The 26,646-nt window shown below is 70.7% G+C and carries 12 protein-coding genes (1 of these 12 cut by a window edge); 11 read left to right on the top strand and 1 reads right to left on the bottom strand.

Translation table 11 applies throughout. The annotated features are described in order from the left end of the window. The 11 genes from OG627_RS33825 (at nt 1) to OG627_RS33775 (ending at nt 17,627) form a co-directional block, all read left to right on the top strand. Nucleotides 1-1,281: an NAD(P)/FAD-dependent oxidoreductase gene (locus OG627_RS33825; RefSeq protein ID WP_329071738.1), complete on the top strand. Its 1,281-nt coding sequence runs from the start codon at nt 1-3 to the stop codon at nt 1,279-1,281. 617 nt (nt 1,282-1,898) lie between these two features. Continuing rightward, nucleotides 1,899-2,558 (top strand): LuxR C-terminal-related transcriptional regulator, encoded by a 660-nt coding sequence (locus OG627_RS33820; protein WP_443073668.1) that lies wholly within the window; start codon nt 1,899-1,901, stop codon nt 2,556-2,558. Nucleotides 2,559-3,156: 598 nt separating this feature from the next. Continuing rightward, on the top strand, nt 3,157-4,548 hold the full coding sequence (locus OG627_RS33815; RefSeq protein ID WP_329071736.1) for a glycosyltransferase: 1,392 nt from the start codon (nt 3,157-3,159) through the stop codon (nt 4,546-4,548). After that, entirely contained in the window at nt 4,548-5,606 is a 1,059-nt protein-coding gene (locus tag OG627_RS33810; protein ID WP_329071734.1) for a DegT/DnrJ/EryC1/StrS family aminotransferase, read from the top strand. The genes OG627_RS33815 and OG627_RS33810 overlap by 1 nt, the downstream gene beginning before the upstream one ends. Before the next feature lie 39 nt (nt 5,607-5,645). Beyond that, complete coding sequence (locus OG627_RS33805; protein WP_329071732.1) at nt 5,646-6,824, top strand: cytochrome P450; 1,179 nt, start codon at nt 5,646-5,648, stop codon at nt 6,822-6,824. 72 nt (nt 6,825-6,896) lie between these two features. Next, complete coding sequence (locus OG627_RS33800) at nt 6,897-7,094, top strand: ferredoxin (protein ID WP_329071730.1); 198 nt, start codon at nt 6,897-6,899, stop codon at nt 7,092-7,094. A gap of 113 nt (nt 7,095-7,207) precedes the next feature. Beyond that, nucleotides 7,208-7,945, top strand: coding sequence for a thioesterase II family protein (locus tag OG627_RS33795; protein ID WP_329073180.1), 738 nt, complete (start codon nt 7,208-7,210; stop codon nt 7,943-7,945). Further along, nucleotides 7,945-10,128 (top strand): aminodeoxychorismate synthase component I, encoded by a 2,184-nt coding sequence (pabB, locus tag OG627_RS33790; RefSeq protein ID WP_329071729.1) that lies wholly within the window; start codon nt 7,945-7,947, stop codon nt 10,126-10,128. The genes OG627_RS33795 and pabB overlap by 1 nt, the downstream gene beginning before the upstream one ends. Nucleotides 10,129-10,140: 12 nt before the next feature. Further along, the gene (locus OG627_RS33785; RefSeq protein ID WP_443073590.1) at nt 10,141-15,372 is read left to right on the top strand and encodes a beta-ketoacyl synthase N-terminal-like domain-containing protein; all 5,232 of its coding nucleotides are present in this window, start codon (nt 10,141-10,143) and stop codon (nt 15,370-15,372) included. 381 nt (nt 15,373-15,753) lie between these two features. Beyond that, the gene (locus OG627_RS33780; protein WP_329071725.1) at nt 15,754-16,725 is read left to right on the top strand and encodes an ATP-binding cassette domain-containing protein; all 972 of its coding nucleotides are present in this window, start codon (nt 15,754-15,756) and stop codon (nt 16,723-16,725) included. 41 nt (nt 16,726-16,766) lie between these two features. Beyond that, complete coding sequence (locus OG627_RS33775) at nt 16,767-17,627, top strand: ABC transporter permease (RefSeq protein ID WP_329071723.1); 861 nt, start codon at nt 16,767-16,769, stop codon at nt 17,625-17,627. Nucleotides 17,628-17,758: 131 nt separating this feature from the next. On the opposite strand, the gene OG627_RS33770 is transcribed toward OG627_RS33775, so the two are convergent. After that, nucleotides 17,759-26,646 carry the 3' end of an SDR family NAD(P)-dependent oxidoreductase gene (locus tag OG627_RS33770; RefSeq protein WP_329071721.1) on the bottom strand. 22,921 nt of this gene lie beyond the right edge of the window, so only the last 8,888 of its 31,809 coding nucleotides appear in the window; its start codon lies off the right edge, out of view; it ends in the stop codon at nt 17,759-17,761.

The following is a 26,646-nucleotide window of genomic DNA, read 5'->3' as shown; positions in this document are numbered from 1 at the left end:
ATGGGCGACCACACGGACCAGCGTCGGGGGTCGCGCTCCGACGTCATCGTGATCGGAGCGGGTCTCGCCGGGCTGGCCTGCGCCACCGATCTGTGCGCGGCCGGGCGTACCGTCCAGGTGCTGGAGGCGTCCGACGGCGTGGGCGGCAGGATGCGGACCGACCGCCGCGACGGGTTCCTCCTCGACCGCGGGTTCCAGGTGTTCAACACCTCCTACCCGCAGGTCAAACAGCGGCTACGCCTTCCGGAGCTGCGGCTGTGCCCCTTCACGCCGGGCGTCCTCGTGCACGGCGCGACGGGCCGTAGGCGCTTCATCGACCCCACCCGGCGGCCCGGCGCCGCCAAGGACCTGCTGCCGGGCCGGCTCGCCTCCGGGCGCGACCTGCTGGCGCTGAGCGTCCTGAGCGCACGCGATCTGTTCGGCCCGGTGTCGGCGATCCGGCGCGGTGCGGACCGTACGACCAGGACCGCGCTCGCCGACGCGGGGATCTCCGACGAACTGACCGAGACGTTCCTGCGGCCTTTCCTGGCCGGTGTCTTCCTGGACGACGATCTCGAAACGTCGTCCCGGTTCTTCCATCTGGTCTGGCGCGGCATGCTGCGCGGGACCCAGTGCCTGCCCGCCGAGGGGATCGGCGCGGTCCCCGGCCGGCTCGCGGAGCGGCTGCCGCCGGGCACGGTGCGTCCCGGGACGCCCGTCGAAGCGCTCACCGACACGGGAGTGCTGCTCGCCGACGGTACGGAGCGCGCGGCGGGCGCGGTCGTCGTGGCGACGGGGCCCGCGGCGGCGGCCCGGCTGCTGCCGGGGCTGGAGGTGCCCGCCACCCGTACCGTGACGACGTACTACCACGCGATGCCGAGCGCCGAGTCGCCGCTGCGTGAGCCGGCACTCCTCATCGACGAGCGGCGACGGCTGCTGAACACCTGTGTGCTGAGCGAGGTGGCCCCGAGTTACGCCCCGGTGGGCCGCGCGCTGGTCTCCACGTCGGTGCTCGGCGCCGACGTGCCCGGCCGCGAGATCACACTGCTGTCGGACCTCGCGGAGGTGTACGGCGCCAACACCACGTCCTGGCAACCGGTTTCCACGTACACGATCGAGGGCGCGCTGCCGGTGATGACGCCGCCGTGGCCACTGACACGCAGGGCCGGGCAGGGTGCCGGGCGCTATGTGTGCGGGGACCATCGCGCCACCGGATCGGTCCAGGGCGCGCTCGCGTCCGGTGCGCGCGCGGCCCGCGAGGTGCTGCGCGACACCTTCGGCCCGGGACCGGAACTGTCCTGACCGCGGCGGCCGTCGGCCGGGCCGGCGTCGAACCCGTCGTTCCGGCGGAAGCATGGACATGACGGTGTGTCAGGAGTCGTCACGCAGTCACACTCGCGCATGGCGCACCTCGCGCACACATCATCCACACAAAAGGTCAGGACAAAGCCCCCATTCACCGACAACGCGGGGAAAGGAAAGGTGAACTCCGCCCGCCCCCTTCGTCGCAGTTCGACAGAACGCGCGTTCCATAAAGAATCGGAAATCAAGGGCGAAAACAGGAGCGAGACGGCAGACCAATCCCCTGGGGGTGCGGATCCCCGCTAAGCAATGACAAGGGGGGAGCAAAGGTGCGGCTCGCGACGGTAAGCCGCGCACCCGGGGGCCCGGATAGGCCACCCCCATATTTCGCAAAGGTTTGGTTCGAGTCGAAATCTCCAGAGGACCGACGTCATCTGGGACCGAAACCGAGCTGATAACGTGATCCTTACCCGCGGCACTATCCAAGTCCCCACACCAGTTTCAACGGGTCGCCCCAGCGGTCTCCCTGGGCGTAGCCGTCGTGATTCCCGCGCTACATCACGTAATGAGCGCCACAGAGAGGCTCCCTTCTCTTGCCGAATTCATTTTCCGCGTCGATCGACTCGGGTCATCCCGTTACGCCGGAAGCCCCGGCAGCCGACTACGCCCTCGCCGGACGTCCCGCCGCCCAGTCAGGGCTGTGTATGGCGAGTCTCGACAACAGGCTGACCATCCGGCAGGCGAACCAGGAGTTCTTCTGGCAGTTCGGAGGATCTGCCAGTGGCATCTGCGGACTCAGCTTCCGTGAAGTGGTGCACCCCAGCGTGCAGCAGCCACTGATGCGGAAGCTCTCCCGCCTGATCGAGGGCAAGCACCAGCGCTTCGTCACCCCGGTGATCGCGATCGGTCAGGGCGAGAGCGCCGCGTTCACGGTGCCGCTGACAGCGGTGAGCGTGCGTGGCAACACGCCTGATACCAACGCGATCCTGGTGATGATGCCCTCGACGCGCGACGCCGAGGACCCCGAAGTGGTCACCAAGAAGATCCTGACCAGGCTGGACGCCCAGATACTGGAAGGCATCGCCGCGGGCGTCTCCACCGTCCCCCTCGCCTCACGCCTCCACCTGAGCCCGCACGGCATCGAGTACCACGTCGCCCGCCTGTTCCGGAAGCTGAAGGTACCCAACCGCGCCGCGCTGGTATCGCGCGCGTACTCGATGGGCGTACTGAAAGTCGGAACCTGGCCGCCCAAAGTTGTCGAGGAATTCGTCGAGTGAACTCGCCCGGTGGCCCAAGAAACCGAACTCGCCGGTAACCCCCCGATGAGTGCGCCAAAGGGGCGCCGCGGCAACCGGACCCGACACTTGGACCAATGCCACAAGTAAACAGAACGTGAATCCTTCGCAGCTCGGTGTTACGTCTGGAATTACCGTACGGCGTTCGATTTACTCGGTCACACTCGGGCACGACGTCGTGCCCGAGTCGGATCCTCCGTCGCCGAATCCGGGCACGAGTCGCGCCCGCATCGCATCCTCCCCGGCTGGAATCCCCGGAGCCTGGCACCGTTTTCCACCCGGGCCGACATGCCGCACACGGAACCATTCGGCCACGTATTCGTACATCTTCCGGGACCGACCGGCATCGCTCGTCGGAGCAGTCGCGCCTCGGCCGGCGCATGCTCGCACGCACTCGGAACAAGCATTCGGATCCGCCCGCGTACGGCCGACGGGCAGGTTCTCGGGCCGGCCGCGGCCGCGGCCGGCCCGAGTCTAAGGAAATCCAGGTTTCCGATGTGAGATCACAGTCCCATGGGGCCAAAGAGAACCGCCCGGTGGCCCGCCCGCCCGGCCCCCGGTCACCCCTGAAAGGAAACCCATGGACTCCGCCCGACGGCCGATCCTGTTCGTCAGCCTCCCCGAGAGCGGCCTGCTGAACCCCCTGCTCGTACTGGCGGGCGAACTGTCCCGACAGGGAGTTGAGGACCTGTGGTTCGCCACGGACGAGCCCCGGCGCGACGAGGTGAAGCTGATCGCCGAGCAGACGCCGGTGGAGTTCGCCTCCCTGGGGGATGTCATCTCCGAGCTGTCGGCGGTGACCTGGGACGACGACGTCTACCGGGAGGTCACCCAGACGTCGCGCTTCCGGGCACACCGCGCGGTCATCAAGCAGTCGTACAAGCCGGCTCTCCAAGCGGTCAAGTACAAGCGCCTCGCCGAGGTCGTCGACGAGGTGAAGCCCGCGCTGATGGTCATCGACTGTGTCGCGGGCTTCGCTGTCGACCTGGCCGTGGCCCGGAAGATCCCGTTCGTGCTCAGTGTGCCGTTCCTGCCGAGCAATGTCCTGACCTCGCTCAATCCCTTCGCCAAGGGGTACGCGCCGAAGGGCTTCCCGGTGCCCCACTCCGGTCTCCCCCGCGACATGAGCCTGGCACAACGCGTCAGCAACGCGCTGTTCAAGTACCGGACGCTGGCCGTGTTCCTCAACCCGGCCATGAGCAAGGTCCTTTCGGAGGACGCCCGGATCCGCAAGGAGCTGGAGATCCCGCCGCCGAGCCCGATGACCAGGATCGACAAGGCCGAGCTGGTGCTGTGCAACTCGGTGGCCGAACTCGACTACCCGCTGGACCTCCCGGACAAGATGAAGCTGGTCGGTGCGATGGTGCCGTCCCTGCCCGAGGTCGACGACGACCAGGAACTCGCGCCGTGGCTCGATGCCCAGGAGTCCGTCGTCTACATGGGGTTCGGGACCATCACCCGCCTCACCAAGCAGCAGGTGGACGCGCTGGTGGAGGTGGCACACCGGCTCGACGGCAAGCACCAGGTGCTCTGGAAGCTGCCGTCGGAGCAGCAGCATCTGCTGCCGGAGAAGGAATCCCTGCCCGGCAACCTCCGGATCGAGAAGTGGGTGCCCTCCCAGCTCGATGTGCTGGCTCACCCCAGTGTGAAGGTCTTCTTCACCCACGGCGGGGGCAACGGCTTCCACGAAGGTGTCTACTTCGGCAAGCCCCTGGTGGTGCGCCCCCTGTGGGTGGACTGCTTCGACCAGGCGGTACGCGGCCGGGACTTCGGCATCAGCCTGACCCTGGACCGGCCGCAGACGATCGACGTGGACGACGTCGTCGCGAAACTCAGCCGGGTGATCGAGGAGCCGTCCTTCCGGGAGAACGCCGAACGGCTCGGCGCACTGCAACACGCGGCGGGTGGCCGTGAGGCGGCCGCGAGCCTGATCCTCGGTCTTCCGGCGCTCGCCGACAAGGGAGAGAAGTGATGTCCTACAAGTACCCCGTGTCCATGCCCACTCTCGACGGCAGAGAGCTGGAGTACGTGACGGACACGATCAACGCGGGCTGGATCTCCTCGCAGGGACCGTACGTCCAGCGTTTCGAGGAGGCGTTCGCGCAGTACAACGGCATCGCGCACGGTGTCGCCTGTTCCTCGGGCACGGCGGCGCTCACCCTCGCGCTGCGTGCCCTGAACATCGGGCCCGGCGACGAGGTGATCGTCCCGGAGTTCACCATGATCGCCTCCGCGTGGGCGGTCACGTACACGGGGGCGACGCCCGTCTTCGTCGACTGCGCCGACGACCTCAACATCGATGTGGCCCGGATCGAGGAGAAGATCACTCCCCGGACCAAGGCCATCATGCCCGTCCACGTGTACGGCAGGCGCTGCGACATGGACGCGATCATGGACCTCGCGTTCCAGTACAACCTGCGGGTCGTCGAGGACTCCGCCGAGGCGCACGGTGTCCGCCCCGTGGGCGACATCGCCTGCTACTCGCTCTTCGCCAACAAGATCATCACGGCGGGCGAGGGCGGTATATGCCTCACCGACGATCCGAAGCTCGCGGGGCAGCTGGCCCATCTGCGGGCGATGGCCTTCACCAAGGACCACAGCTTCCTGCACAAGAAGCTCGCCTACAACTTCCGGATGACGGCCATGCAGGCGGCGGTCGCGCTCGCCCAGGTCGAGCGGCTCGACGAGATCCTCGCCACCCGCCGGGAGCTGGAGAAGCGGTACGACGAGGCCCTCGCCGATGTGCCCGGGATCACCCTGATGCCCCCGCGCGATGTGCTGTGGATGTACGACCTGCGGGCGGAGCGCCGCGAGGAGCTGCGCGCCCACCTGGCGGCGGCCTCGGTGGAGACCCGGCTGTTCTTCAAGCCCATGAGCCGGCAGCCCGGATATCTGCACCCCGACTGGCCCTCGCTCAAGGCGAACCGCTTCGCCGAGGACGGTCTGTATCTGCCGACGCACACCGGACTGACCGCGGCCGACCAGGAGTTCGTGACCGGGAAGATCCGAGAGTTCTACGGCGTCGGCTGAACCACCCCCCGCCAGCTGTTCGAGATGAGATGAGTGGACATGACGAACGCCGACCCGATGGTGGTCGACTTCCCGCTGCGCAAGCCCGGTGAGGCGTTCCCGCCTCCCCGGTACGAGGAGTACCGGCAGCGGGAGGGCCTTGTGGTCTCCTACCTGCCCAGCGGCAACCGGGTCTGGCTCGTCACCCGGCACGAGGATGTCCGCAAGGTGCTGACGAACACCAGGATCAGCTCCAACCCCGAACACAAGGGTTTCCCCAACATCGGGGAGACCATGGGCGTGCCCAAGCAGGACCAGATCCCGGGCTGGTTCGTGGGCCTGGACTCACCGGAGCACGACCGCTTCCGCAAGGCGCTCATCCCCGAGTTCACCGTGCGCCGGGTACGGGCCATGCGGCCGGCGATCGAGCGCACGGTCGAGGAGCGGATCGACGCGATGCTGGCGGCGGGCGACTCCGCCGACATCGTCGCCGACTTCGCGCTGCCCATCCCCTCACTGGTCATCTCGACACTGCTCGGCGTGCCGCCCGTCGACCGGGACTTCTTCGAGTCCAGGACCCGCACCCTGGTGGCGATCCGGTCCTCGACCGACCAGCAGCGGGACACCGCGACCAAGGAACTCCTGCGCTACATCAACCGGCTGGTGGCCCTCAAGGAGAAGTGGCCCGGCGACGACCTCATCAGCCGGCTGCTGGCGACCGGGACGATCGCCCCGCACGAGCTGTCGGGCGTTCTGCTGCTGCTCCTGATCGCCGGTCACGAGACGACCGCCAACAACATCGCGCTCGGTGTGATGACTCTCCTGGAGAATCCGCAGTGGATCGGTGACGACAGGGTGGTGGAGGAGACACTGCGCTTCCACTCGGTCGCCGACCTGGTCTCGCTGCGGGTGGCGGTCGAGGACGTCGAGATCTCGGGACAGCTGATCAAGGCCGGGGAGGGCATCGTGCCGCTGGTCGCCGCGGCGAACCACGACACGAGCGCCTTCGAGTGCCCGCACCAGTTCGACCCGGGCAGGACCGACCGTCACCACGTGGCCTTCGGCTACGGCGTGCACCAGTGCCTCGGGCAGAACCTGGTGCGCCTGGAGATGGAGATCGCCTACCGGAAGCTCTTCGAGCGGATCCCGGGTATCAAGCTCGCCGTACCGGTCGAGGACCTGGCGTTCAAGCACGACGTGGTGCTGTTCGGCCTGCACGAGATGCCCGTCCGGTGGTAATACCGGTCCTCCGCTCCGAGCGGCCCGAAGGACGCCCGGCCCCACTTGAACACTCGCAGGAGAGACACGTTCATGCGTATCACCGTTGACACCGACCGCTGCGTGGGCGCGGGCCAGTGTGTGCTGTCCGCTCCGGACGTCTTCGACCAGGACGACGACGGGCTGGTGACCCTGGTCGGCGCCGACTCCGGGGACTTCACGGACGAGGACGCGGTCAGGAAGGCGGGCGACCTCTGCCCGGCGCAGGCGATCGCCGTGCACGAGGGCTGAACCACCGCAGCCGGGGACACGTCGGTCCCCGGTGGCAGCCGAGCAGTCCCGAGCCGCGGAACCGTAACCCCACCGAGAGAGGAACCCCGCTGTTGAACAGCGTCGACAAAGCCATGGCCCTGTGGGTCCGGCGCTATCACCCTGCCCCCGACAGCACTGTCCGGCTGGTCTGCTTCCCTCATGCCGGCGGGTCGGCCAGCTTCTTCCACCCCGTCTCGGCCACCTTCTCCCCCGGCGCGGACGTGATAGCGCTCCAGTATCCGGGCCGGCAGGACCGGCGGCTGGAGCCGTGCGTCACCGACCTCGGCACCCTGGCCGACCTGATCACCGACCAGCTGCTCGCGCTGGACGAGAAGCCCACGGTGTTCTTCGGACACAGCATGGGGGCCGTCCTGGCCTTCGAGACCGCGTGGCGGCTGGAGCAGAAGGGCTCGGGCACCGCGCCCCGTGCCGTCCTCGCCTCGGGACGCAGGGCGCCTTCGACGCGGCGTCCCGAATCCGTCCACCAGCGGGACGACGACGGCATCATCGCCGAACTGAAGCTCCTCAACGGCACGGACGCCGGAGTACTGGCCGACGAGGAGATCCTCCGGATGGCCCTTCCGGCGATCCGCGGCGATTACGAGGCGATCGAGTCGTACCGCTGCGACGAGCAGCGCCGGCTCAACGCCCCCATCACGGTGCTCACCGGTGACGCCGACCCGCGGACCACGCTGGACGAGGCGGCGGCGTGGGAGCGGCACACCGAGGGCGCCTTCCGGATCCAGGTCTACCCGGGCGGACACTTCTTCCTCACCGGCAACATCGCAGCGGTGAACGCCGAGATCTCATCCGAACTCGGGAAGTACTGATGCGGACGCTGCTGGTCGACAACTACGACTCCTTCACCTACAACCTGTTCCACTACATCGCCCAGGTGAACGGCGAAGAGCCCGAGGTGATCCGGAACGACGACCCGCGCTGGCGGCCCGAGCTGCTGCGGGAGTTCGACAACGTGGTGCTCTCCCCCGGGCCCGGGACTCCGCACAATCCGGCGGACTTCGGCTTCTGCGCGCGAATAGCCGAGGAGGGCGCGCTGCCGGTGCTCGGTGTCTGTCTGGGGCACCAGGGCATGGCCCTCGCACACGGCGCTTCGGTCGGCCGGGCACCGGAGCCCCGGCACGGGCGGATCTCGCCGGTCTCGCACGACGGGACCGGGCTCTTCGCGGGGCTTCCCTCTCCCCTGGAGGTGGTCCGCTACCACTCCCTCGCGGTGACCGCGCTGCCGCCCGAGCTGGAGCCGGTCGCGTTCTCGGAGGACGGAGTGATCATGGCGCTGCGCCATCGCACCCTCCCGCTGTGGGGCGTGCAGTTCCATCCCGAGTCGATCAGCACCCAGGGCGGTCACCGGCTGCTGGAGAACTTCCGGCGGCTGACCGAGGAGCACCGGCGTACGACCGGGCGGGCCCCCGTACCCGCCGCCGTCCCCGCGCAGCCCGCCCTCCCCGCGCGGCCCGCCGGCACCGCGCCGGACGGTGCCACGGACGCGGTACGGGGCGACGAGGCGCCGCACCGCCGGCTGCGTGTCCTGGCGGAGCCGCTGCCCACGCGGTGGGACCCCGAGGTGGCGTTCGACCGGCTGTTCCGGACGGACAGCCACCCGTTCTGGCTCGACAGCAGCAGACCCGGCGGGCCGCTGGGCGCGCTCTCGATCATGGGTGACGCGTCGGGGCCGCTGGCCCGGGTCGCGCTGGCCGATGTCAACGAGGGCACGGTGACCGTCACTTCGGCGGCGGGTTCCCGTACCGTCCGCAGCGCCTTCCTGGACTGGCTCGACCGGGATCTCCGTACGGTCCGGGTCGACGCGCCCGACCTCCCGTTCGACTTCGCCCTGGGCTGGGTCGGGTACCTGGGCTACGAGTTGAAGGCCGAGTGCGACGGAAGCGCGGCGCACCGGTCGGCCGACCCCGACGCGGCGATGGTCTTCGCGGACCGGGCGGTCGTGTTCGATCACCGTACGGACACCACCTACCTCCTCGCTCTCGCGGAGGACGGGGACGACGCACCCGCCCGCGCGTGGCTGCGGTCGGCCGCCGCCGACCTGGCGTCCGTCGCCGGACAGACGCCGGAGCCCTGCGCCGCCCCCGAGCGGACGGGCGGGACCGAGCTGCGGCTGCGCCACGACCGGGGTTCGTACCTCAAGCTGATCGACGCGTGCCAGGACGAGATCGCGGCGGGTGAGACGTACGAGGTCTGCCTCACCAACATGATCGAGGCCGAGGTCGACCTCGACCCCTGGCACGCCTACCGTCGGCTGCGGCGCGCCAGCCCGGCACCCTTCGGCGCCTTTCTGGGCTTCGACGGGCTGTCCGTCCTCAGTACCTCCCCGGAGCGCTTCCTGCGGATCGACCGGGACGGCGTCATGGAGTCGAAGCCCATCAAGGGCACCCGGCCCCGGGGCGCCACGCCGGAGGAGGACGCGCTGCTGGCGGCCGAGCTGGCGGGCTGCGAGAAGGACCGCGCCGAGAACCTGATGATCGTCGACCTGGTGCGGCACGATCTCGGTCGCTGCGCCGAGGTCGACTCGGTCACCGCCGATCCCGTCTTCCAGGTGGAGACGTACGCGACCGTGCACCAGTTGGTGAGCACGGTACGGGCGCGGCTGCGTCCGGACGTGAGCGCGGTGACGGGCGTACGGTGCGCGTTCCCCGGCGGCTCGATGACGGGCGCCCCGAAGATCCGCACCATGCAGATCATCGACCGGCTGGAGGACGGTCCGCGCGGTGTCTACTCCGGCGCCATCGGTTACTTCTCGCTGACCGGTGCGGCCGACCTGAGCATCGTCATCAGGACCGTGGTGCTCAAGGACGGCGCTCTGCGGTACGGGGTGGGGGGCGCGATCATCGCGCTGTCCGACTCGGAGGGCGAGTTCGAGGAGACGGCGGTGAAGGCGACGCCGCTGCTCAACCTGCTCGGCGCCGAGTTCCCCGGCCGTTCAGAGATCCCCGCGGCTGTCGCGGTCACGACAGCCGCAGAGTCCGACGCACGTCTTTGAGATCCGGGAGCGATGATGTCCGTCCGCACAGATGACTACGCGTTTGATCCGTCCGCCGGTTCAACGGGAACGCTGGGCGGCTTCACGCTCCCGGATGTGTTCGAGCACGCCGTCACCGCCTCGCCCGACGCGGTGGCCATCGCCGACGGCGACCGCTCGTGGACCTGGCGCGCCTGGTCCACGGAGGTGGACGCGCTGGCGCGGGGGCTCCAGGAGAGCGGGGTGGCGGTCGGCGACGTGGTGGCCGTGCATCTGCCGAACTGCTGGGAGTTCCAGACCCTGCACCTGGCGATCGCCCGGGCCGGCGCGGTGCTGCTCCCCGTCCACCAGGGCAATGGCGCGGCCGACGTCCACGCGCTGCTGACCCGGGTGGAGCCGGTGCTCGTGGTGCTGTCCGCCGGTCAGGACGACGACGGGCCGCTCGCCACCCGGACGCTGCTGCGGAGCGTTCCCTCGCTGCGGGCCGTCGTGGTCCGCGGCGAGGCCCCGGACGAGGACGGGGCGATCGCGCTCGACGGCCTGCTGAGCGCCTGGGCCGGCCGGGCGCCGCTGCCGGTGGACGTACGGCCGGAGATGCCCTTCGTGCTCGTACCGTCCTCCGGGACGACCTCAGCCCGGCCGAAGATCTGCGTGCACAGCCATGACGGCCTGCTGTCCAACACGGCGACGGTCACCGCCGATGCGGCCGGGGCGTTCAGGGACGGCGTCATCACGGCCTGTCCGCTCACGCATCTGTTCGGGCTCCAGTCCATGCACTCCGCGCTGTTCGCCGGCTGCCGGCAGGACCTGCTGGCGGGCTGGGACCCGGACCGTTTCCTGGAGCTGGCCAGAGGGACGCGGCCCGGTGTCGTCTTCGCGGTCCCCGCGCAGCTGCACGATGTCGTGGCGCGGCTCGCGGAGTCCGGGGAGGCGGCCGGGTTCCGGCCGCGCGAGGTGAGAACGGCGGGGGTGGCGATCCCGGCCGCGCTCGTGACGGATGTCCGCGCGGCGCTGGAGTGCGGGCTCGTCGTGGTGTGGGGCATGTCGGAGCTGGGGACCGGTACGCGGACCTTCGCCGACGACCCCGCCGAGGTGGCCACCCGCAGCGTGGGACGGCCCACGACCGGCGCCGAAGTGCGTGTCGTGGACGAGAGCGGCGCCGTGTGCGCGCCCGGTGAGACCGGTGAACTCCAGTACCGGAGCCCCCTGATGTTCCGGGGCTACTTCCGTGAGCCGGAGCTGACCCGGTCCGCTCTCACCGAGGAAGGCTGGCTGCGGACGGGTGACCTCGCGGCGCTCGACGCCGACGGCCGGGTGCTGTTCCGGGGCCGGGCGGCCGAACTGATCAACGTGGGCGGGCGGAAGTTCAACGCCACCGAGATCCAGGGCCTCCTGGCGGACCTCTCGGGCATCGGACCGCTGGCGGTGCTCGGACGGCCGGATCCGCGCCTGGGCGAGTACCCCTGCCTGGTGGTCAGCGACCGGGCCGATCCGTCCATCGGGCTGGGCCGGGTGACGTCGTTCCTGCACGAACGCGGCGTGGCCGACTACAAGATCCCGCTCGAACTGCTCGTGGTGGACGAGCTTCCCCGTACCCCCGCCGGAAAGCTGCACCGCAGGTCGCTGGAGCGGATCATCGCGGAGGGCGGCGGACGGCCGCGTGCCGCCGCCGTGGACGCGGCCGCGCCGCGGACGGTCGACGATGCCCTGGATCTGGTGCGGCGCGGTGTCGTCGAGGTGCTCGGGCAGGGCCCGGCGGGCGGTACGGACGCGACGGCCGGCGAGATCCCGGCCGACGCCACGTTCCGGAGCCTGGGGCTGGACTCGGTCCGTACGATCCGGCTGCGCAATCTCCTCCAGGAGGCGACGGGGCTGGCCCTGCCCGCCACCCTCGCCTTCGACTTCCCCACCCCGGCGGCGGTCGCGCGCGTGCTGGCCGACGGCGGCCGGGTCCCGGATACGGTCGTCACGCCGCCCCCGCTGTCCGTGGGCGAGCCGGACGAGCCCGTGGCCGTCATCGGCATGGCGTGCCGGCTGCCGGGGGGCGTGGTCTCGCCGGAGACGCTCTGGACGCTGCTCGCGGACGGCACGGACGCCGTCTCCGGTTTCCCCGAGGGCCGGGGCTGGGATCTGGAGGGCCTCTTCGACGCGGATCCGGAGCGCCCCGGCACCTCGTACGCCCGTGAGGGCGGATTCCTCTACGACGCGGGCCACTTCGACGCGGGGTTCTTCGGGTTCTCCGACCGGGAGGCGACGGCCACCGATCCGCAGCAGAGGCTTCTCCTGGAAGCGTCCTGGGAGGCGTTCGAGCGGGCCGGTATCGACCCGTCGACGCTCCAGGGCTCCCGGACGGGTGTCTTCACCGGCTCCATGTACCGGGACTACGCGACCGGCGCGGCCGCGGGCGGCGAGCTGGAGGGGCTGCTCGGCGTCGGTACCGCCGCCAGCGCGATCTCGGGCCGTATCGCCTACACCTACGGCTTCGCGGGCCCGGCGCTGACCGTGGACACCGCCTGCTCGTCGTCGCTGGTCGCCCTGCATCTGGCCTGCCGGTCCCTGCGGTCGGGCGAGACGTCCCTCGCGCTGGCGGGCGGTGTGGCGGTCATGGCGACCCCCGCGTCGTTCGTGGAGTTCTCACGGATGCGGGGCCTGTCACCGGACGGCCGCTGCAAGTCCTTCGCCGAAGCCGCCGACGGCGCGGCCTGGTCGGAGGGCGCCGGCCTGCTGCTGCTGGAGCGGCTGAGCGACGCCCGGCGCAACGGGCACCCCGTCCTCGCGATCGTCCGGGGCTCCGCCGTGAACCAGGACGGTGCGTCGAACGGGCTGACGGCGCCCAACGGGCCCGCGCAGCAGAGCGTCGTACAGCAGGCGCTGGCGGACGCGCGCCTCGGCGCCGCGGACGTGGACGCGGTGGAGGGCCACGGCACGGGTACCACCCTGGGCGACCCCATCGAGGCCCAGGCGCTGCTGGCGACGTACGGACGCGGGCGTCCCGAGGACCGGCCGCTGTGGCTGGGGTCCGTCAAGTCCAACATCGGCCACGCGCAGGCCGCCGCCGGGGTCGCCGGAATCATCAAGATGATCCTGGCGATGCGCCACGGCGTCCTGCCGAAAACCCTTCACGTGGACACGCCCTCGTCCCATGTGGACTGGTCCTCCGGGGGAGTTCGGCTCCTGACGGACGCCCGTCCCTGGCAGCGGGAGGACGGACGGACGCGCCGGGCGGGCGTCTCGTCGTTCGGCATCAGCGGCACCAACGCCCACGTGATCATCGAGGAGCCCGCGCCAAGCGACCTCGCGGACCCGCTCGTCGGCGGAACGCCCCCGGAGGCCGGGACGGCGGGGGACGGCGCGGGCGCGCCGTGGATCCTGTCGGCCAGGAGCGAGGCCGCGCTCCTGGCCCAGGCCGAGCTGCTGGCCCGGCATGTGGCGGACCGTCCGGAGCTGTCCGCGCGGGATGTCGCGTACTCCCTGGCGACCACACGGTCGAGGCACTCGCACCGGGCCGTCGTCACCGGTTCCGGCCGCGAGGAGCTGCTCTCGGCGACCTCGGCACTGGGCCGCGGCGAGCGGGCGCCGGGCATCGTCCGTGACCACGCGCGCGCAGGCCGGACCGCGTTCGTCTTCACCGGGCAGGGCAGCCAGCGCAACGGCATGGGCCGGGCGGCGGCCGGGGCGTTCCCCGTGTTCGCCGAGGCGCTGCGGGAGATCTGCGCGGCGCTCGACCCGCTGCTGGAGCGCCCGCTGACCTCGGTGATGTGGGCGGACCCGGACACCGAGGAGGCGCTGCTCCTCGACGACACGGCGTACGCTCAGCCCGCCCTGTTCGCGGTCGAGGTCGCTCTGTACCGGCTGTTCACGTCCTGGGGCGCGACGCCGGACCGTCTGGTGGGGCACTCGGTCGGCGAGATCGCGGCCGCCCATGTGGCGGGGGTGCTCGGTCTTGAGGACGCCTGCGCGCTGGTGGCGGCCCGGGGCCGGCTGATGAGCGCGCTTCCGCCGGGCGGCGGGATGATCGCGGTGCGTCTGTCCGAGGAGGAGGTGGCGCCGTGGGTCGCCGCGCTGGCGGACACGGTGTCGGTCGCCGCGGTGAACGGCCCCCGGTCCGTGGTCCTGTCGGGTGCGCGGGAGCCGCTGGCCGCACTGGCGGACGAGCTGAACGCGGCCGGTCACAAGACCCGCCAGCTGATGGTGAGCCACGCCTTCCACTCGCCGCTGACCGAGCCAGCGCTCGACGCCTTCCGGGAGGCGATCGGCTCGCTGTCCTTCGCCGCGCCGTCCCTGCCGGTCGTCTCGGGGCTCACCGGGCGGCCGCTGACCGCCGACGAGGCGCGTGATCCGGAGACCTGGGTGCGCCATGTCCGCGAGACGGTCCGTTTCAGGGACGCCATCGACCGTCTGCGGACGGAACGGACCACGTTCTTCCTGGAGTTGGGGCCCGATCCCGCGCTCACCCCGATGATCGACGAATGCCTCGCTTCCGCCGACGGGCCGTCGCGTGAGGTGGTCGTACCGACGTTCGCGGCCGGACAGGACGAGGTACGGGCGGTGCTCTCCGCGGCGGCCCGCCTCCAGGCCCACGGCGTGCCCGTACGGTGGCGGGAGGCGCTTCCCGGCGCCACGCCGGTCGGGCTGCCGACGTATCCCTTCCAGCGGCGGGAGTACTGGGCCGTCGCCGGAGCGGGGGCCGTGGGGATCGTCGCGGGCCGGCCATCGCTGCCGGGCTCCGGCACCGCCGTCGCGCCCGCCGACGGGGCGGTCCTGTTGGCGGACCGGCTGGCCGGACTCGGTGGGTCCGAGCGGGACGGCGCCGTCCTGGCCCTGGTGATGGCCGAGGTCTCGGCGGTACTCGGCGGCCGGGAGGAGGCGGAGGGGGACCCGTCCCTGGCCTTCAAGGAGATGGGGGTCAACTCCGTCAACGCGATCGAGCTGCGCAACCGGCTCATCACCGCCACCGGCATGCCCCTGCCTCCGACGCTGGTGTTCGACCACCCCACCCCGGCCGCCGTCGTGGGTCTCGTACGGGACGGTCTGGACCGGCCCCCGGCCACGGTCGGCGTATCCGGCCGGGACATCGGCGGCCTCGTGGCGGAACTGGAACGGCTGCTCGCCGAGGGCGCCTCCGTGGACGCCGGCACGGCCGCGCGGCTGAAGGCGCTCGCCGCGCGCGGTGAGGCGGACCACGCACCCGCAGGCGGCGGGCTGGATCTGGCGGAGGCGACCGACGACGAGCTGTTCCGGCTCATGGACGGTGGCAACGGATGACCCCGGGGCGCCGCCCCGGCCCCCTCCCCGATGTGCCCGGCGGATCCTCCGCCGGGCCGGGGATCCGCCGGGGCGCGCGCCTGAGCGAGCCGGTCGGCTCGGTCCGTACGGACCGTACGGACCGAGCCGCTCCCCCCCTGAGCGTCCGCCTCCGCCGTGCGGCGCGCGCGTCGGTGCGCGCCGCACGGCCTTTTTCTTTTCCTCTTTTTCCCTGTCACCTCTTTTTTCCCTGTCACCTCGTCAAGGAAGTCCCACCATGCTGCCCACGGCACCAGTCGAACCACCCGGATCGCCCCGGCACCACCCGGCCGACGGCCGGACCTCTCCCCCGCACCGGTCGTGCGCCTCAATGGCCCCGGCTCCGGCAAGGGGGGTGCGGCGATGAGCGGGCCGGCCGCGCCGCACGGCGGCGACATCATGATCGAGGCGGTGGACGTCAGCAAGACGTTCGGCTCGGTGACCGCCCTGGACTCGGTGAACATCGCGGCGCCCCGGGGCACGGTACTGGCGCTGCTGGGCCACAACGGGGCGGGCAAGACGACCCTGGTGAACATTCTCGCCGCCGCCCTGCCGCCCAGCTCGGGCCACGCCCGGGTGGCGGGATTCGATGTGACGCGGGAGCCCCGTGAGGTCCGCAAACGCGTCGGTCTCACCGGCCAGTTCGCCTCCGTCGACGCGCAGATGACCGGACGTGCCAACCTCATCCTCATCGCGAGGCTGCTCGGGGCGAGCACGCGTGAGGCGGAGGTACGGGCCGACGAACTCGTCGAGCTGTTCGGCCTCCAGGAGATCGCCACGCGCCGCCCGAGCACCTACTCGGGCGGTCAGCGCCGCCGGCTCGACCTCGCCGCTTCACTGGTGGGCAGCCCGGACGTGATCTTCCTGGACGAACCCACGACCGGCCTCGACCCGTCGAGCAGGCTGAACCTGTGGGAGATCGTCGAGGGTCTGGTCGCCGGGGGCACCACCGTGCTCCTGACCACCCAGTACCTGGACGAGGCGGACCGGCTGGCGGACTCGATCGCGGTGCTCTCCGCGGGCCGGGTGATCGCGAGCGGTACCGCAGCGGAGCTGAAGGCGAAGGTGGGACGGCGGAGTGTGACGGTGACGCCGCGCGACCCGTCCGAGCTGTCCGTCGCCTCCGTCGCGCTGCGGGAGGCCGCCTTCGAGCCGGTGGTGGACCGCGAGCACGGCACGGTCGTCGTACCGATCGACGCGTCGAAGGACATCGCCGTCGTCATCAGGGCGCTCGACCAGGTCGGGGTCGAGGCCGCCGAGCTGTCCTTCGGCGAACCGAGCCTCGACGACGTCTATCTGACCCTGGCGGACCAGCCCGCGGCTTTCGCTTCGTAGGGCCCGTCGTCCCCTCGCCCATCGATCTCCGTGGAGTCCTGATGTCCACCCAGTTGACCGGGGAGCCGCGACCGGCGGCCCCGGAACCACTTCCCCCCACCACGCTCCGGAAGACCGCTCCCTGGGGCGGCAGTTCGATGCTCACCCAGGTGCGGGTGCTCACCGGCCGTTCGCTGAAGACGCTGGTGACCGACCCCGGGGTCGTCCTGTTCGGTCTGATCCAGCCGGTGATCATCCTGTTCGTGCTGACCCAGGTGTTCAGCAAGATGGGGCATCCTCCGCACTTCCCGGACGGCATCTCCTACCTGGACTTCGTCCTGCCCGCCGTCCTCGTGGACAACGCGGTCCAGTCCGCCATGCAGTCGGGCGTCGGCCTGGTCGACGACCTCAAGAACGGGATCGTCGCGCGGCTGCGCTCGCTCCCCATCAACCCCAGCTCGCTGCTGATCGCCCGCAGCATCTCCAGCCTGGTCCGCAGCGCCGTCCAGGTCGTGATCATCCTGGTGCTGGGCATCACGGTGCTCGGCTACTCGCCCAAGGGCGGCGCGCTCGAACTCGCCGCCTCGGCCGGCCTGACCCTCTTCATCAGCTGGTCGCTGGGGTGGGCCTTCATCGCGGCCGGCGCCTGGCTGCGGCGCGCCGAACCGATGCAGAACCTCGCGATCATCGCGATCTTCCCCCTCATGTTCGCGTCGAGCGCCTACGTCCCGGTCGAGGACCTGCCGGGCTGGCTCCAGGTCGTCGCGACGGTCAATCCGCTGACGTACGCGATCAACGCGACGCGTGCGCTGGCACTCGACGTGCCGGGCGGCGGGGCCGCCATCCCCGCGGTACTGATCAGCGCGCTCATCGCCCTCGTGGGCGGCGTCTTCGCGGTGAAGGGCTTCCGCCGGCCCCTGTAGGGCGGAACTTCCGCCTCGTCCGTTGGACATGACACTGCCCGTACCGGTTCACCCGGTACGGGCAGTGTCATGTCCAACGGACGACGGGCGGGGCCGGGGAGGGCGCTTGCCCTCCCCGGCTCCGCCAACCGTCAGTCCGAGAGCCCCAGTTCGTCCAGGAGGCCGAAGACCTCCTCGTCGGAGGCGGACTCGAAGTCGAACTTCTCCTCCTTCTCCTGACCACCGCGCTCCGCCCCGGCGGCGGTGTCGCGCAGCGCGCCCCACTTGGACTTCAGCACTTCCAGGCGGCCCGCGATCTGCTCGTACACCTCATCGGTCATCTCCAGGTCCCCGAAGGACCGCTCCAGCTTGTCCAGCTCGTTCAGGACCGACTTCGAACCGGTGGCCACGGCCTCCGGGGCGATCCGCGCGTACAGGTGGTCGACCAGTTCGGCGGGCGTCGGGTAGTCGAACAGCAGCGTCGCGGGCAGTCGGGTACCCGTCAGGGCGTTCAGCCGGTTCCGCAGCTCGACCGACGTGAGCGAGTCGAAGCCGAGGTCCTGGAACGCCTGTGCCGGATCGATCTCGGCGGCCCCCGTGTGCCCCAGCACCAGGGCGACCTGGGCCCGTACGGCGTCGAGGAGCAGTTCGCGCCCCTCGGCCGGGGAGAGCGTGGACAGCCTCTGTACGAGATCGGCCGTCGGTACGCCCGCTCCGGCACCGGCACCGGCGGCACGCCGGCCGCGTACCCGCACCAGCCCGCGGAGCAGCGGCGGAACCTCACCGCGCGCTCCGAGGGCGGCGAGGTCGAGCCGCACCGGAGCCACCGCGGGCTCCGTGGTGGAGAGGGCGCTGTCGAAGAGGGCCACGCCCTCCTCGGGCGACAGCTCGGGCATGCCGGTACGGGCGATGCGCTGGAGGTCGGCCTCGGAGAGCGCTCCGGTCATTCCCGAGTCCTGGGCCCAGGGGCCCCAGGCCAGCGACGCGGCCGGAAGGCCCTCCGCCTGGCGGTGGCGGGCGAGTGCGTCGAGGAACGCGTTACCGGCGGCGTAGTTGGCCTGTCCCGCGCCGCCGAGGGTGCCGGCGAGGGAGGAGAAGAGGACGAAGGCGTCGAGGTCCCGGTCCTTGGTGGCCTCGTGGAGGTTCCACGCCGCGTCCACCTTCGGACGCAGCACCCCGGCCAGCCGCTCGGCGGTCAGGGAACCGATCACCCCGTCGTCGAGCACACCCGCCGTATGGACCACCGCGGTGATCGGGTGCGCGGCGAACAGCTCCGCCACCGCCGCACGGTCCGTCACGTCACAGGCCACAACGGTGGCTTCGGCGCCTCCGGCGGCGAGTTCCGCCACCAGCGCCTCGACACCTTCGGCAGCCGCTCCGCTCCGACTGACCAGAAGAAGGCTCCGTACGCCGTGCTCGGCGACCAGGTGGCGCGCCACGATCCGGCCCAGACCACCCGTACCACCCGTGATCAGCACCGTGCCGTCCGCACGCCACGGCGTGTCCACCACGGACTCCGCGGAATCCGGGGCGGCCGGCACCCTGGCGAGCCGGGCCGCGAGAATCTCCCCGCCGCGCAGCAGAAGCTGAGGCTCGGCAGAGCCGAGTGCCCTCGGCACCAGCCCACGCGCCGATTCGTCCGCCACATCCACCAGACCGAACCGGCCCGGATGCTCCAGCTGAGCCGACCTCACCAGACCCCAGACCGCGGATCCCGCGAGATTCTCCCCCGTACTCGCGCCACCGGTGACGAAGACCAGCCGCGAACCGTCGAACCGCTCCTCCTCCAACCACTCGCGCACCAGCTCCAGCACCCGGGCCGTCAGCCCGTGCACCGAGGCCACCACGCCGGTTCCGGATTCGGCGGCGATGCCGTCCAGCGGCACGACCACCACGTCGGGCACCTCGGCCCGAGCCGCCAGCGACCCGAAGTCCTCGCCGTCCACGCCCCACGTCGCGTAGGACGGGAGCGGCTCCACCACCGGCGACGGGTCGGCGACCCACTCCACCCGGAACAGCGAGTCCCGATGCGCCCCCGACCCCACCTGCTCGGCAGAGATCGGACGCACCACCAGCCCACCCACCGAGGCGACCGGCGCACCAGCGCCGTCCGCCAGCTCGACGGACACCGAACCGTCCGACCCGCGCGTCAAACGCACGCGCAGCGACGACGCACCCGCCGCGTGGAGCGACACATTCGACCACGAGAACGGCACACCGGCCGCGGCGCCTTCCCCGTCGCCGTCACCGAACGCGAACGCGTGGAGGCAGGCGTCGAAGAGGGCGGGGTGCAGACCGTAGGCGTCCGCGTCGGTCCCCTCAGGAAGAGCGACCTCGGCGAAGGTGTCCTCACCACGCGTCCAGACGGCCCGCAGCCCCTGGAACACCGGACCGTACTCGAACCCGGACTCCGCAAACCGGTCATAACAATCAACGACATCAACGGGTGCAGCGCCCTCCGGCGGCCAGACCACCGCGTCGAACGGGACGGCGCCGACAACGGCCTTCTCCCCGAGAGAACCCTGCGCATGAAGCGTCCAGGGCTCATCACCCGCACGGGAATGAATCGTCAACGGACGGCCACCAGACACGTCGGGCTCACCGACCCAGACCTGCACCTGTACGGCGCCACCCCGCTCGGAGAGCACCAACGGCGCGGCCAGTGTCAGCTCCTCGACCACATCACAGCCGACCTCGTCCCCCGCACGCACCGCCAGCTCCACCAGGGCCGTACCCGGCACCAGCACCGAACCCATCACCACATGATCCGCGAGCCACCCATGCGACCCCACCGACAACCGACCCGTGAACAGGAACCCATCCGTATTCACCAACTCCACCGCAGCACCCAACAACGGATGCTCAGCAGAACCCAGACCCGCAAACCGCACATCACCAGGACGCACAACAGAACCCGACGGCCAGAACCGCTCACGCTGAAACGCATACGTCGGCAAACCAACCCGCCGCGCACCCCGCCCCGCAAAGAAACCAGACCAATCGACCTGTACGCCCTGTACGGCGAGTTCGGCCATGGCCGTGACGATCGTCGGCTCCTCGTCGCGGTCCTTACGGCAGACGGGAACGACCAGCGCCTCGTCCGGCAACGACTGCCGCGCCATCCCCGACAGCACACCATCAGGACCAAGCTCCAGGAACCGCGTCACACCCTCGGTGCGCAGGGAGTCGACTCCGTCGGCGAAGCGGACCGCCTCGCGGACATGGCGCACCCAGTAGTCGGCCGAGCACAGCACCTCGGGATCGGCGAGCCCACCGGTCACGTTGGACACCACCGGCACAGCCGGAGCGGTGAAGGAGAGACCCGCGACAACCTGCCGGAACTCCTCCAACATCGGTTCCATCAACGGCGAATGGAACGCGTGCGACACCCGCAGCCGACTGGTACGACGACCCAGCCCCTCGAAGTGACCCGCCACCTCCAGCACCGCATCCTCAACACCCGACACCACCACCGATACCGGACCGTTCACCGCAGCCAGCGACACACGATCCGACAACAGCGGAACAACCTCAGCCTCAGCCGCCTCCAGCGCCACCATCGCACCACCAGAAGGCAACGCATCCATCAAACGACCCCGCGCAGCCACCAGCACACAGGCATCCTCCAGCGAGAACACCCCCGCCACATGAGCGGCAGCGACCTCACCAATCGAATGACCCGCCACAAAGTCCGGCCGCACACCCCACGACTCCACCAACCGGAACAACGCCACTTCCACGGCGAACAACCCGGCCTGAGCGAACACCGTACGGTTCAGCAGTTCCGCGTCAGAACCCCACACCACATCACGCAGGGCACGCTCCAGGTGCGCATCCAACCCCGCACACACCGCATCGAACGCCTCCGCGAACACCGGGAAACGCTCATACAACCCACGACCCATACCCAGCCGCTGCGACCCCTGACCCGAGAACAGGAACGCCGACTTACCGGAACCCGCCATACCCTCGACGACCCCGGCATCCGACTCTCCAGCGGCCAGTGCCGACAGCGAGCGGACCATGGCCGCCGCGTCCGTTCCCACGACCACCGCGCGATGGCGGAAGCTCGACCGGCTCGTCACCAGCGACATCCCGACATCCACCAGCCCGGGAGCCGCGCCCCCGCCCCGCACGAACGACAGCAACCGCGCCGCCTGGCCCCGCAACGCCTCAGCACTCTTCGCCGACAGCACCCACGGCACCACCGCACCACCGGCCACCACCGAAGGCTCCGCCCTCGACGGGTCCACCGCCGACGCCTCCGCGTCGGCCGCCTCCGGCTGCTCCAGAATCACATGAGCGTTCGTCCCGCTGATGCCGAACGACGAGACGCCTGCTCGACGCGGGCGGTCACCGGTCTCCCAGTCCATCGGCCGCGTCAGCAGCTCGACCGCGCCGGCCGTCCAGTCCACATGGCTCGAAGGTTCGTTGACGTGGAGCGTCTTCGGGGCCACGCCGTGGTGCATCGCCATCACCATCTTGATGATCCCGGCCACACCCGCCGCCGCCTGCGTGTGCCCGATGTTCGACTTCACCGAACCGAGCAGCAACGGCTTGTCGGCGGCGCGGTCCTGCCCGTACGTGGCCAGCAGCGCCTGCGCCTCGATCGGGTCGCCCAACGTCGTCCCCGTACCGTGCGCCTCCACCACATCCACATCAGCAGCCGACAGACCACCACTGGCCAGCGCCTGGCGGATCACCCGCTGCTGCGACGGACCGTTCGGCGCCGTCAGACCATTCGACGCACCATCCTGATTCACCGCCGAACCCCGCACCACAGCCAACACCGGATGCCCATTGCGGCGCGCGTCCGACAGCCGCTCCAGCACCAGCATGCCGACGCCCTCGCCCCAGCCGACGCCGTCGGCCGCGTCCGAGAACGCCTTGCTGCGACCGTCCGCCGCCAGACCACGCTGCCGCGAGAACTCCACGAACGTCGTCGGCGTCGACATCACCGTCACACCACCGGCCACCGCAAGCGAGCACTCCCCCGACCGCAGCGCCTGCGCGGCCAGGTGCAGCGCGACGAGCGACGACGAGCAGGCCGTGTCCACGGTCACCGCCGGACCCTCGAAACCGAAGGTGTACGACACCCGGCCCGAGGCGACGCTTCCCGCGCTGCCGTTGCCCTGGTAGCCCTCGAACTCACGGCCGGAGAGGAGGTTGGCGTAGTCGTTGTACATGACGCCGGCGAAGACACCGGTCCGGCTGCCGCGCAGCGACACCGGGTCGATACCCGACCGCTCGACCGCCTCCCAGGTCGCCTCCAGCAGCAGCCGCTGCTGCGAGTCCGTCGCCAGCGCCTCACGCGGACTCATCCCGAAGAACGCCGCGTCGAAGTCGGCGGCCTCCTTGAGGAAGCCTCCCTCACGCGTGTAGACGGTCCCCGAGTGGTCGGGGTCGGGGTGGTAGAGCGACTCCACGTCCCAGCCCCGGTCGACCGGGAAGCCGGAGACCGCGTCCACACCGTCGGAGACGAGCCGCCACAGGTCTTCCGGAGAGGACACACCACCGGGGTAGCGGCAGCTCATACCGACGATGACCACCGGATCGTCGGCCATCGAAGCCAGCGTGGTGACCAGCGCCGTGGACTCCGTCTCGGCGCCGAACAGCTCCTCCAGCAGATGGCCGACCAGCGCGTCGGCGGTCGGGTAGTCGAAGACGACGGTGGCCGACAGGCGCAGCCCGGTGACTCCGTTCAGCCGGTTCCGCAGTTCCACGGACGTCAGCGAGTCGAAGCCGAGGTCCTGGAACGAACGGGTCGGGTCGACCTCGGCCGCTCCGGCGTGGCTCAGGACCATCGCGATCTGTGCGCGCACGGTCTCCAGCAGCGCGTCCCGCCGTTCCTGGAGGGACAGGCCGGTCAGCCGCTGTACGAGCCCGGAAGCGGCGGTGGCGGCGCCGGTCCTGCGGGCGCGGGCGCGGATCAGTCCGCGCAGCAGCGGTGCGGGCTCGCCCTGTGCCTTGAGCGCCGCCAGGTCCAGCCGTACTGGCAGAACCGCCGGTTCCGCACCGTTGACGGTCGCGTCGAAGAGGGCGAGTCCCTGCTCCTCGGAGAGGGGCGGCATTCCCGAGCGGGACATCCGCTCGGCCTCGGCCTCGCTCAGCGTTCCCGTCATTCCGCTGCGCCCGGTCCAGGGGCCCCAGGCCAGCGCGGTCCCCACGAGCCCTTCGGCCGCGCGGTGGCGGGCGAGTGCGTCGAGGAAGGCGTTACCGGCCGCGTAGTTGGCCTGTCCGGCGCTGCTCAGTGTGCCGGCCACGGAGGAGAAGAGGACGAAGGCGTCGAGGTCCCGGTCCTTGGTGGCCTCGTGGAGGTTCCACGCCGCGTCCACCTTCGGACGCAGCACCCCGGCCAGCCGCTCGGCGGTGAGCGAACCGATCACCCCGTCGTCGAGCACACCAGCCGTATGGACGACCGCACTGACCGCCCGACCGGCGAACAGCTCGGCCACCGCCGCACGGTCCGTCACGTCACAGGCCACAACGGTGGCTTCGGCGCCTCCGGCGGCGAGTTCCGCCACCAGCGCCTCGACACCTTCGGCAGCCGCTCCGCTCCGACTGACCAGAAGAAGGCTCCGTACGCCGTGCTCGGCGACCAGGTGGCGCGCCACGATCCGGCCCAGACCACCCGTACCACCCGTGATCAGCACCGTGCCGTCGGCGGACCAGGGGCTTGTGCGCTCGGTGTCGGGAGCGGCGGCCCGCGCCAGCCTGGGCGCGAGCACCTTCCCTTCGCGCAGCAGCAGTTGCGGTTCGTCCGTCGCGAGTGCCCGTCGCAGCAGAGCGGGAAGGCTGTCCGGCGTTCCTGTCTCCAGGTCGGCCAGGACGAACCGCCCCGGGTGTTCCGCCTGGGCGGAACGCACCAGACCGGAGACCGCGGCACCCAGCAGATCGTCGCCAGCGGCGACGCCGCCCGTCACGAAGACCAGACGTGCGTTGGCGAACCGCTCCTCGGCGAGCCACTCCTGTACCAGTGCCAGTACCCGGGCCGTCGCCGCGTGCACCGACTCCACCACGTCGGTGGAGTCCGTACCGCCTGTCACCGGGACCAGTACGGCGCCGGGTACGTCAGCCGTACGCCGCGTTAGCGCCGCGAGGTCCGGGACCCGCTCGAACGACGAGCCGAGCGGACCGTCCGCGCCCTCCGCGTCCTTCGCACCCTCCGCGTCCTTCGCGTCCGCCGCGCCGAGTACGACGACGGATTCGGCCGACTCCTCCAGTCCCCGTACCTCGCTCCACTCCACCCGGAACACGGAGTCGCGGTGGGCGGTGTCGAGCTGTCCTGCCGAGACCGGCCGCACCACCAGAGCACCGACCGATGCCACCGGCGTTCCCGCGCTATCCGTGACCGCGAGCGAAAGAGCGCCTTCGGGCGTCCGCGTGAGGCGTACCCGTACGGCGGACGCGCCGGTGGCGTGGAACGAGACGTCGGTCCAGGAGAAGGGAACAGCCCCCTCACCGTCTCCGCCGGCGAAGGCCGCCGCGTGCAGGCAGGCGTCGAAGAGGGCGGGGTGCAGACCGTACGCACCACCGTCGGTCCCCTCGGGGAGCGCGACCTCCGCGAAGATCTCCTCGCCGCGTGTCCAGGCGGCCCGCAGCCCCTGGAACACGGGGCCGTAGGCGAAGCCGGACTCCATGAAACTGTCGTAGCAATCGGTCACATCGACCGGCTCCGCGCCCTTCGGCGGCCAGACCGCCGTGTCGAACGGGACGGGCGCCTCGGCGCGGACCGCGAGGGATCCCTGTGCGTGCAGCGTCCACAGGTCCTCGCCCGAACGGGAGTGGACGGTCACGGCACGGCGACCGGCCTCGTCGGGTTCACCGACCCAGACCTGTACCTGGACGGCGCCTCCCCGCTCGGAGAGCACCAGCGGCGCCGCCAGCGTCAGTTCCTCGACCATGTCGCAGCCGACGTCGTCGCCCGCCCGCGTGACCAGCTCCACCAGGGCCGTACCCGGTACGAGCACCGCACCGGAGACCACGTGGTCGGCGAGCCACGGATGCGACGTCACCGACAGCCGTCCTGTGTAGAGGAATCCGTCGGCTCCGGCCAGTTCGACCGCGCCGCTGAGCAGCGGGTGCTCGGCGGGCGAGAGACCGACCGGCTGAGCGTCGCCTCCGGGGGTGATGACGGCGGGCCAGTAGCGCTGCCGCTGGAACGCGTAGGTCGGGAGATCGATCCGCCGCGCGCCGCTCCCTGCGAAGAACGCCGCCCAGTCGACCTCTCCTCCGGAGAGATGGAGCTGAGCGAGTGCGTCGACGATCGTCGGTTCCTCGTCGCGGTCCTTGCGGCAGACGGGTACGACCAGTGCCTCGTCCGGCAGGGACTGCCGGGCCATCCCCGACAGCACACCATCGGGACCAAGCTCCAGGAACCGCGTCACACCCTCGGTGCGCAGGGAGTCGACTCCGTCGGCGAAGCGGACCGCCTCGCGGACGTGGCGCACCCAGTAGTCGGCCGAGCACAGCACCTCGGGATCGGCGAGCCCACCGGTCACGTTGGACACCACCGGCACAGCCGGAGCGGTGAAGGAGAGACCCGCGACCACCTGCCGGAACTCCTCCAGCATCGGTTCCATCAACGGCGAATGGAACGCGTGCGACACCCGCAGCACCGTGGTCCTGCGACCCAGACCCTCGAAGTGGGTCCGGATCTCCGCCACCGCATCCTCGGCACCCGAGACCACCACCGACGTCGGACCGTTCACCGCAGCCAGCGACACACGATCCGACAGCAACGGAACAACCTCAGCCTCAGCCGCCTCCAGCGCCACCATCGCACCACCAGAAGGCAACGCGTCCATCAAACGACCCCGCGCAGCCACCAGCGCACAGGCATCCTCCAGCGAGAACACCCCCGCCACATGAGCAGCCGCCACCTCACCAATCGAATGACCCGCCACAAAGTCCGGCCGCACACCCCACGACTCCACCAACCGGAACAACGCCACTTCCACGGCGAACAACCCGGCCTGAGCGAACACCGTCCGATTCAGCAGTTCCGCGTCAGAACCCCACACCACATCACGCAGCGGAC

It is taken from the genome of Streptomyces sp. NBC_01429 (genome assembly GCF_036231945.1).
Taxonomy (GTDB): domain Bacteria; phylum Actinomycetota; class Actinomycetes; order Streptomycetales; family Streptomycetaceae; genus Streptomyces.
Note: the sequence above shows the minus strand (reverse complement) of the source record. Positions and strands in the feature narration are given on the sequence as shown.

Bases quoted from the DNA above. Each gene is read 5' to 3' on its own strand.
- OG627_RS33825 (WP_329071738.1), top strand. From the start codon at position 1: ATGGGCGACCACACGGACCAGCGTCGGGGGTCGCGCTCCGACGTCATC.
- OG627_RS33815 (WP_329071736.1), top strand. From the start codon at position 3,157: ATGGACTCCGCCCGACGGCCGATCCTGTTCGTCAGCCTCCCCGAGAGC.
- OG627_RS33810 (WP_329071734.1), top strand. From the start codon at position 4,548: ATGTCCTACAAGTACCCCGTGTCCATGCCCACTCTCGACGGCAGAGAG.
- OG627_RS33805 (WP_329071732.1), top strand. From the start codon at position 5,646: ATGACGAACGCCGACCCGATGGTGGTCGACTTCCCGCTGCGCAAGCCC.
- OG627_RS33800 (WP_329071730.1), top strand. From the start codon at position 6,897: ATGCGTATCACCGTTGACACCGACCGCTGCGTGGGCGCGGGCCAGTGT.
- OG627_RS33795 (WP_329073180.1), top strand. From the start codon at position 7,208: ATGGCCCTGTGGGTCCGGCGCTATCACCCTGCCCCCGACAGCACTGTC.
- pabB (WP_329071729.1), top strand. From the start codon at position 7,945: ATGCGGACGCTGCTGGTCGACAACTACGACTCCTTCACCTACAACCTG.
- OG627_RS33785 (WP_443073590.1), top strand. From the start codon at position 10,141: ATGATGTCCGTCCGCACAGATGACTACGCGTTTGATCCGTCCGCCGGT.
- OG627_RS33780 (WP_329071725.1), top strand. From the start codon at position 15,754: ATGAGCGGGCCGGCCGCGCCGCACGGCGGCGACATCATGATCGAGGCG.
- OG627_RS33775 (WP_329071723.1), top strand. From the start codon at position 16,767: ATGTCCACCCAGTTGACCGGGGAGCCGCGACCGGCGGCCCCGGAACCA.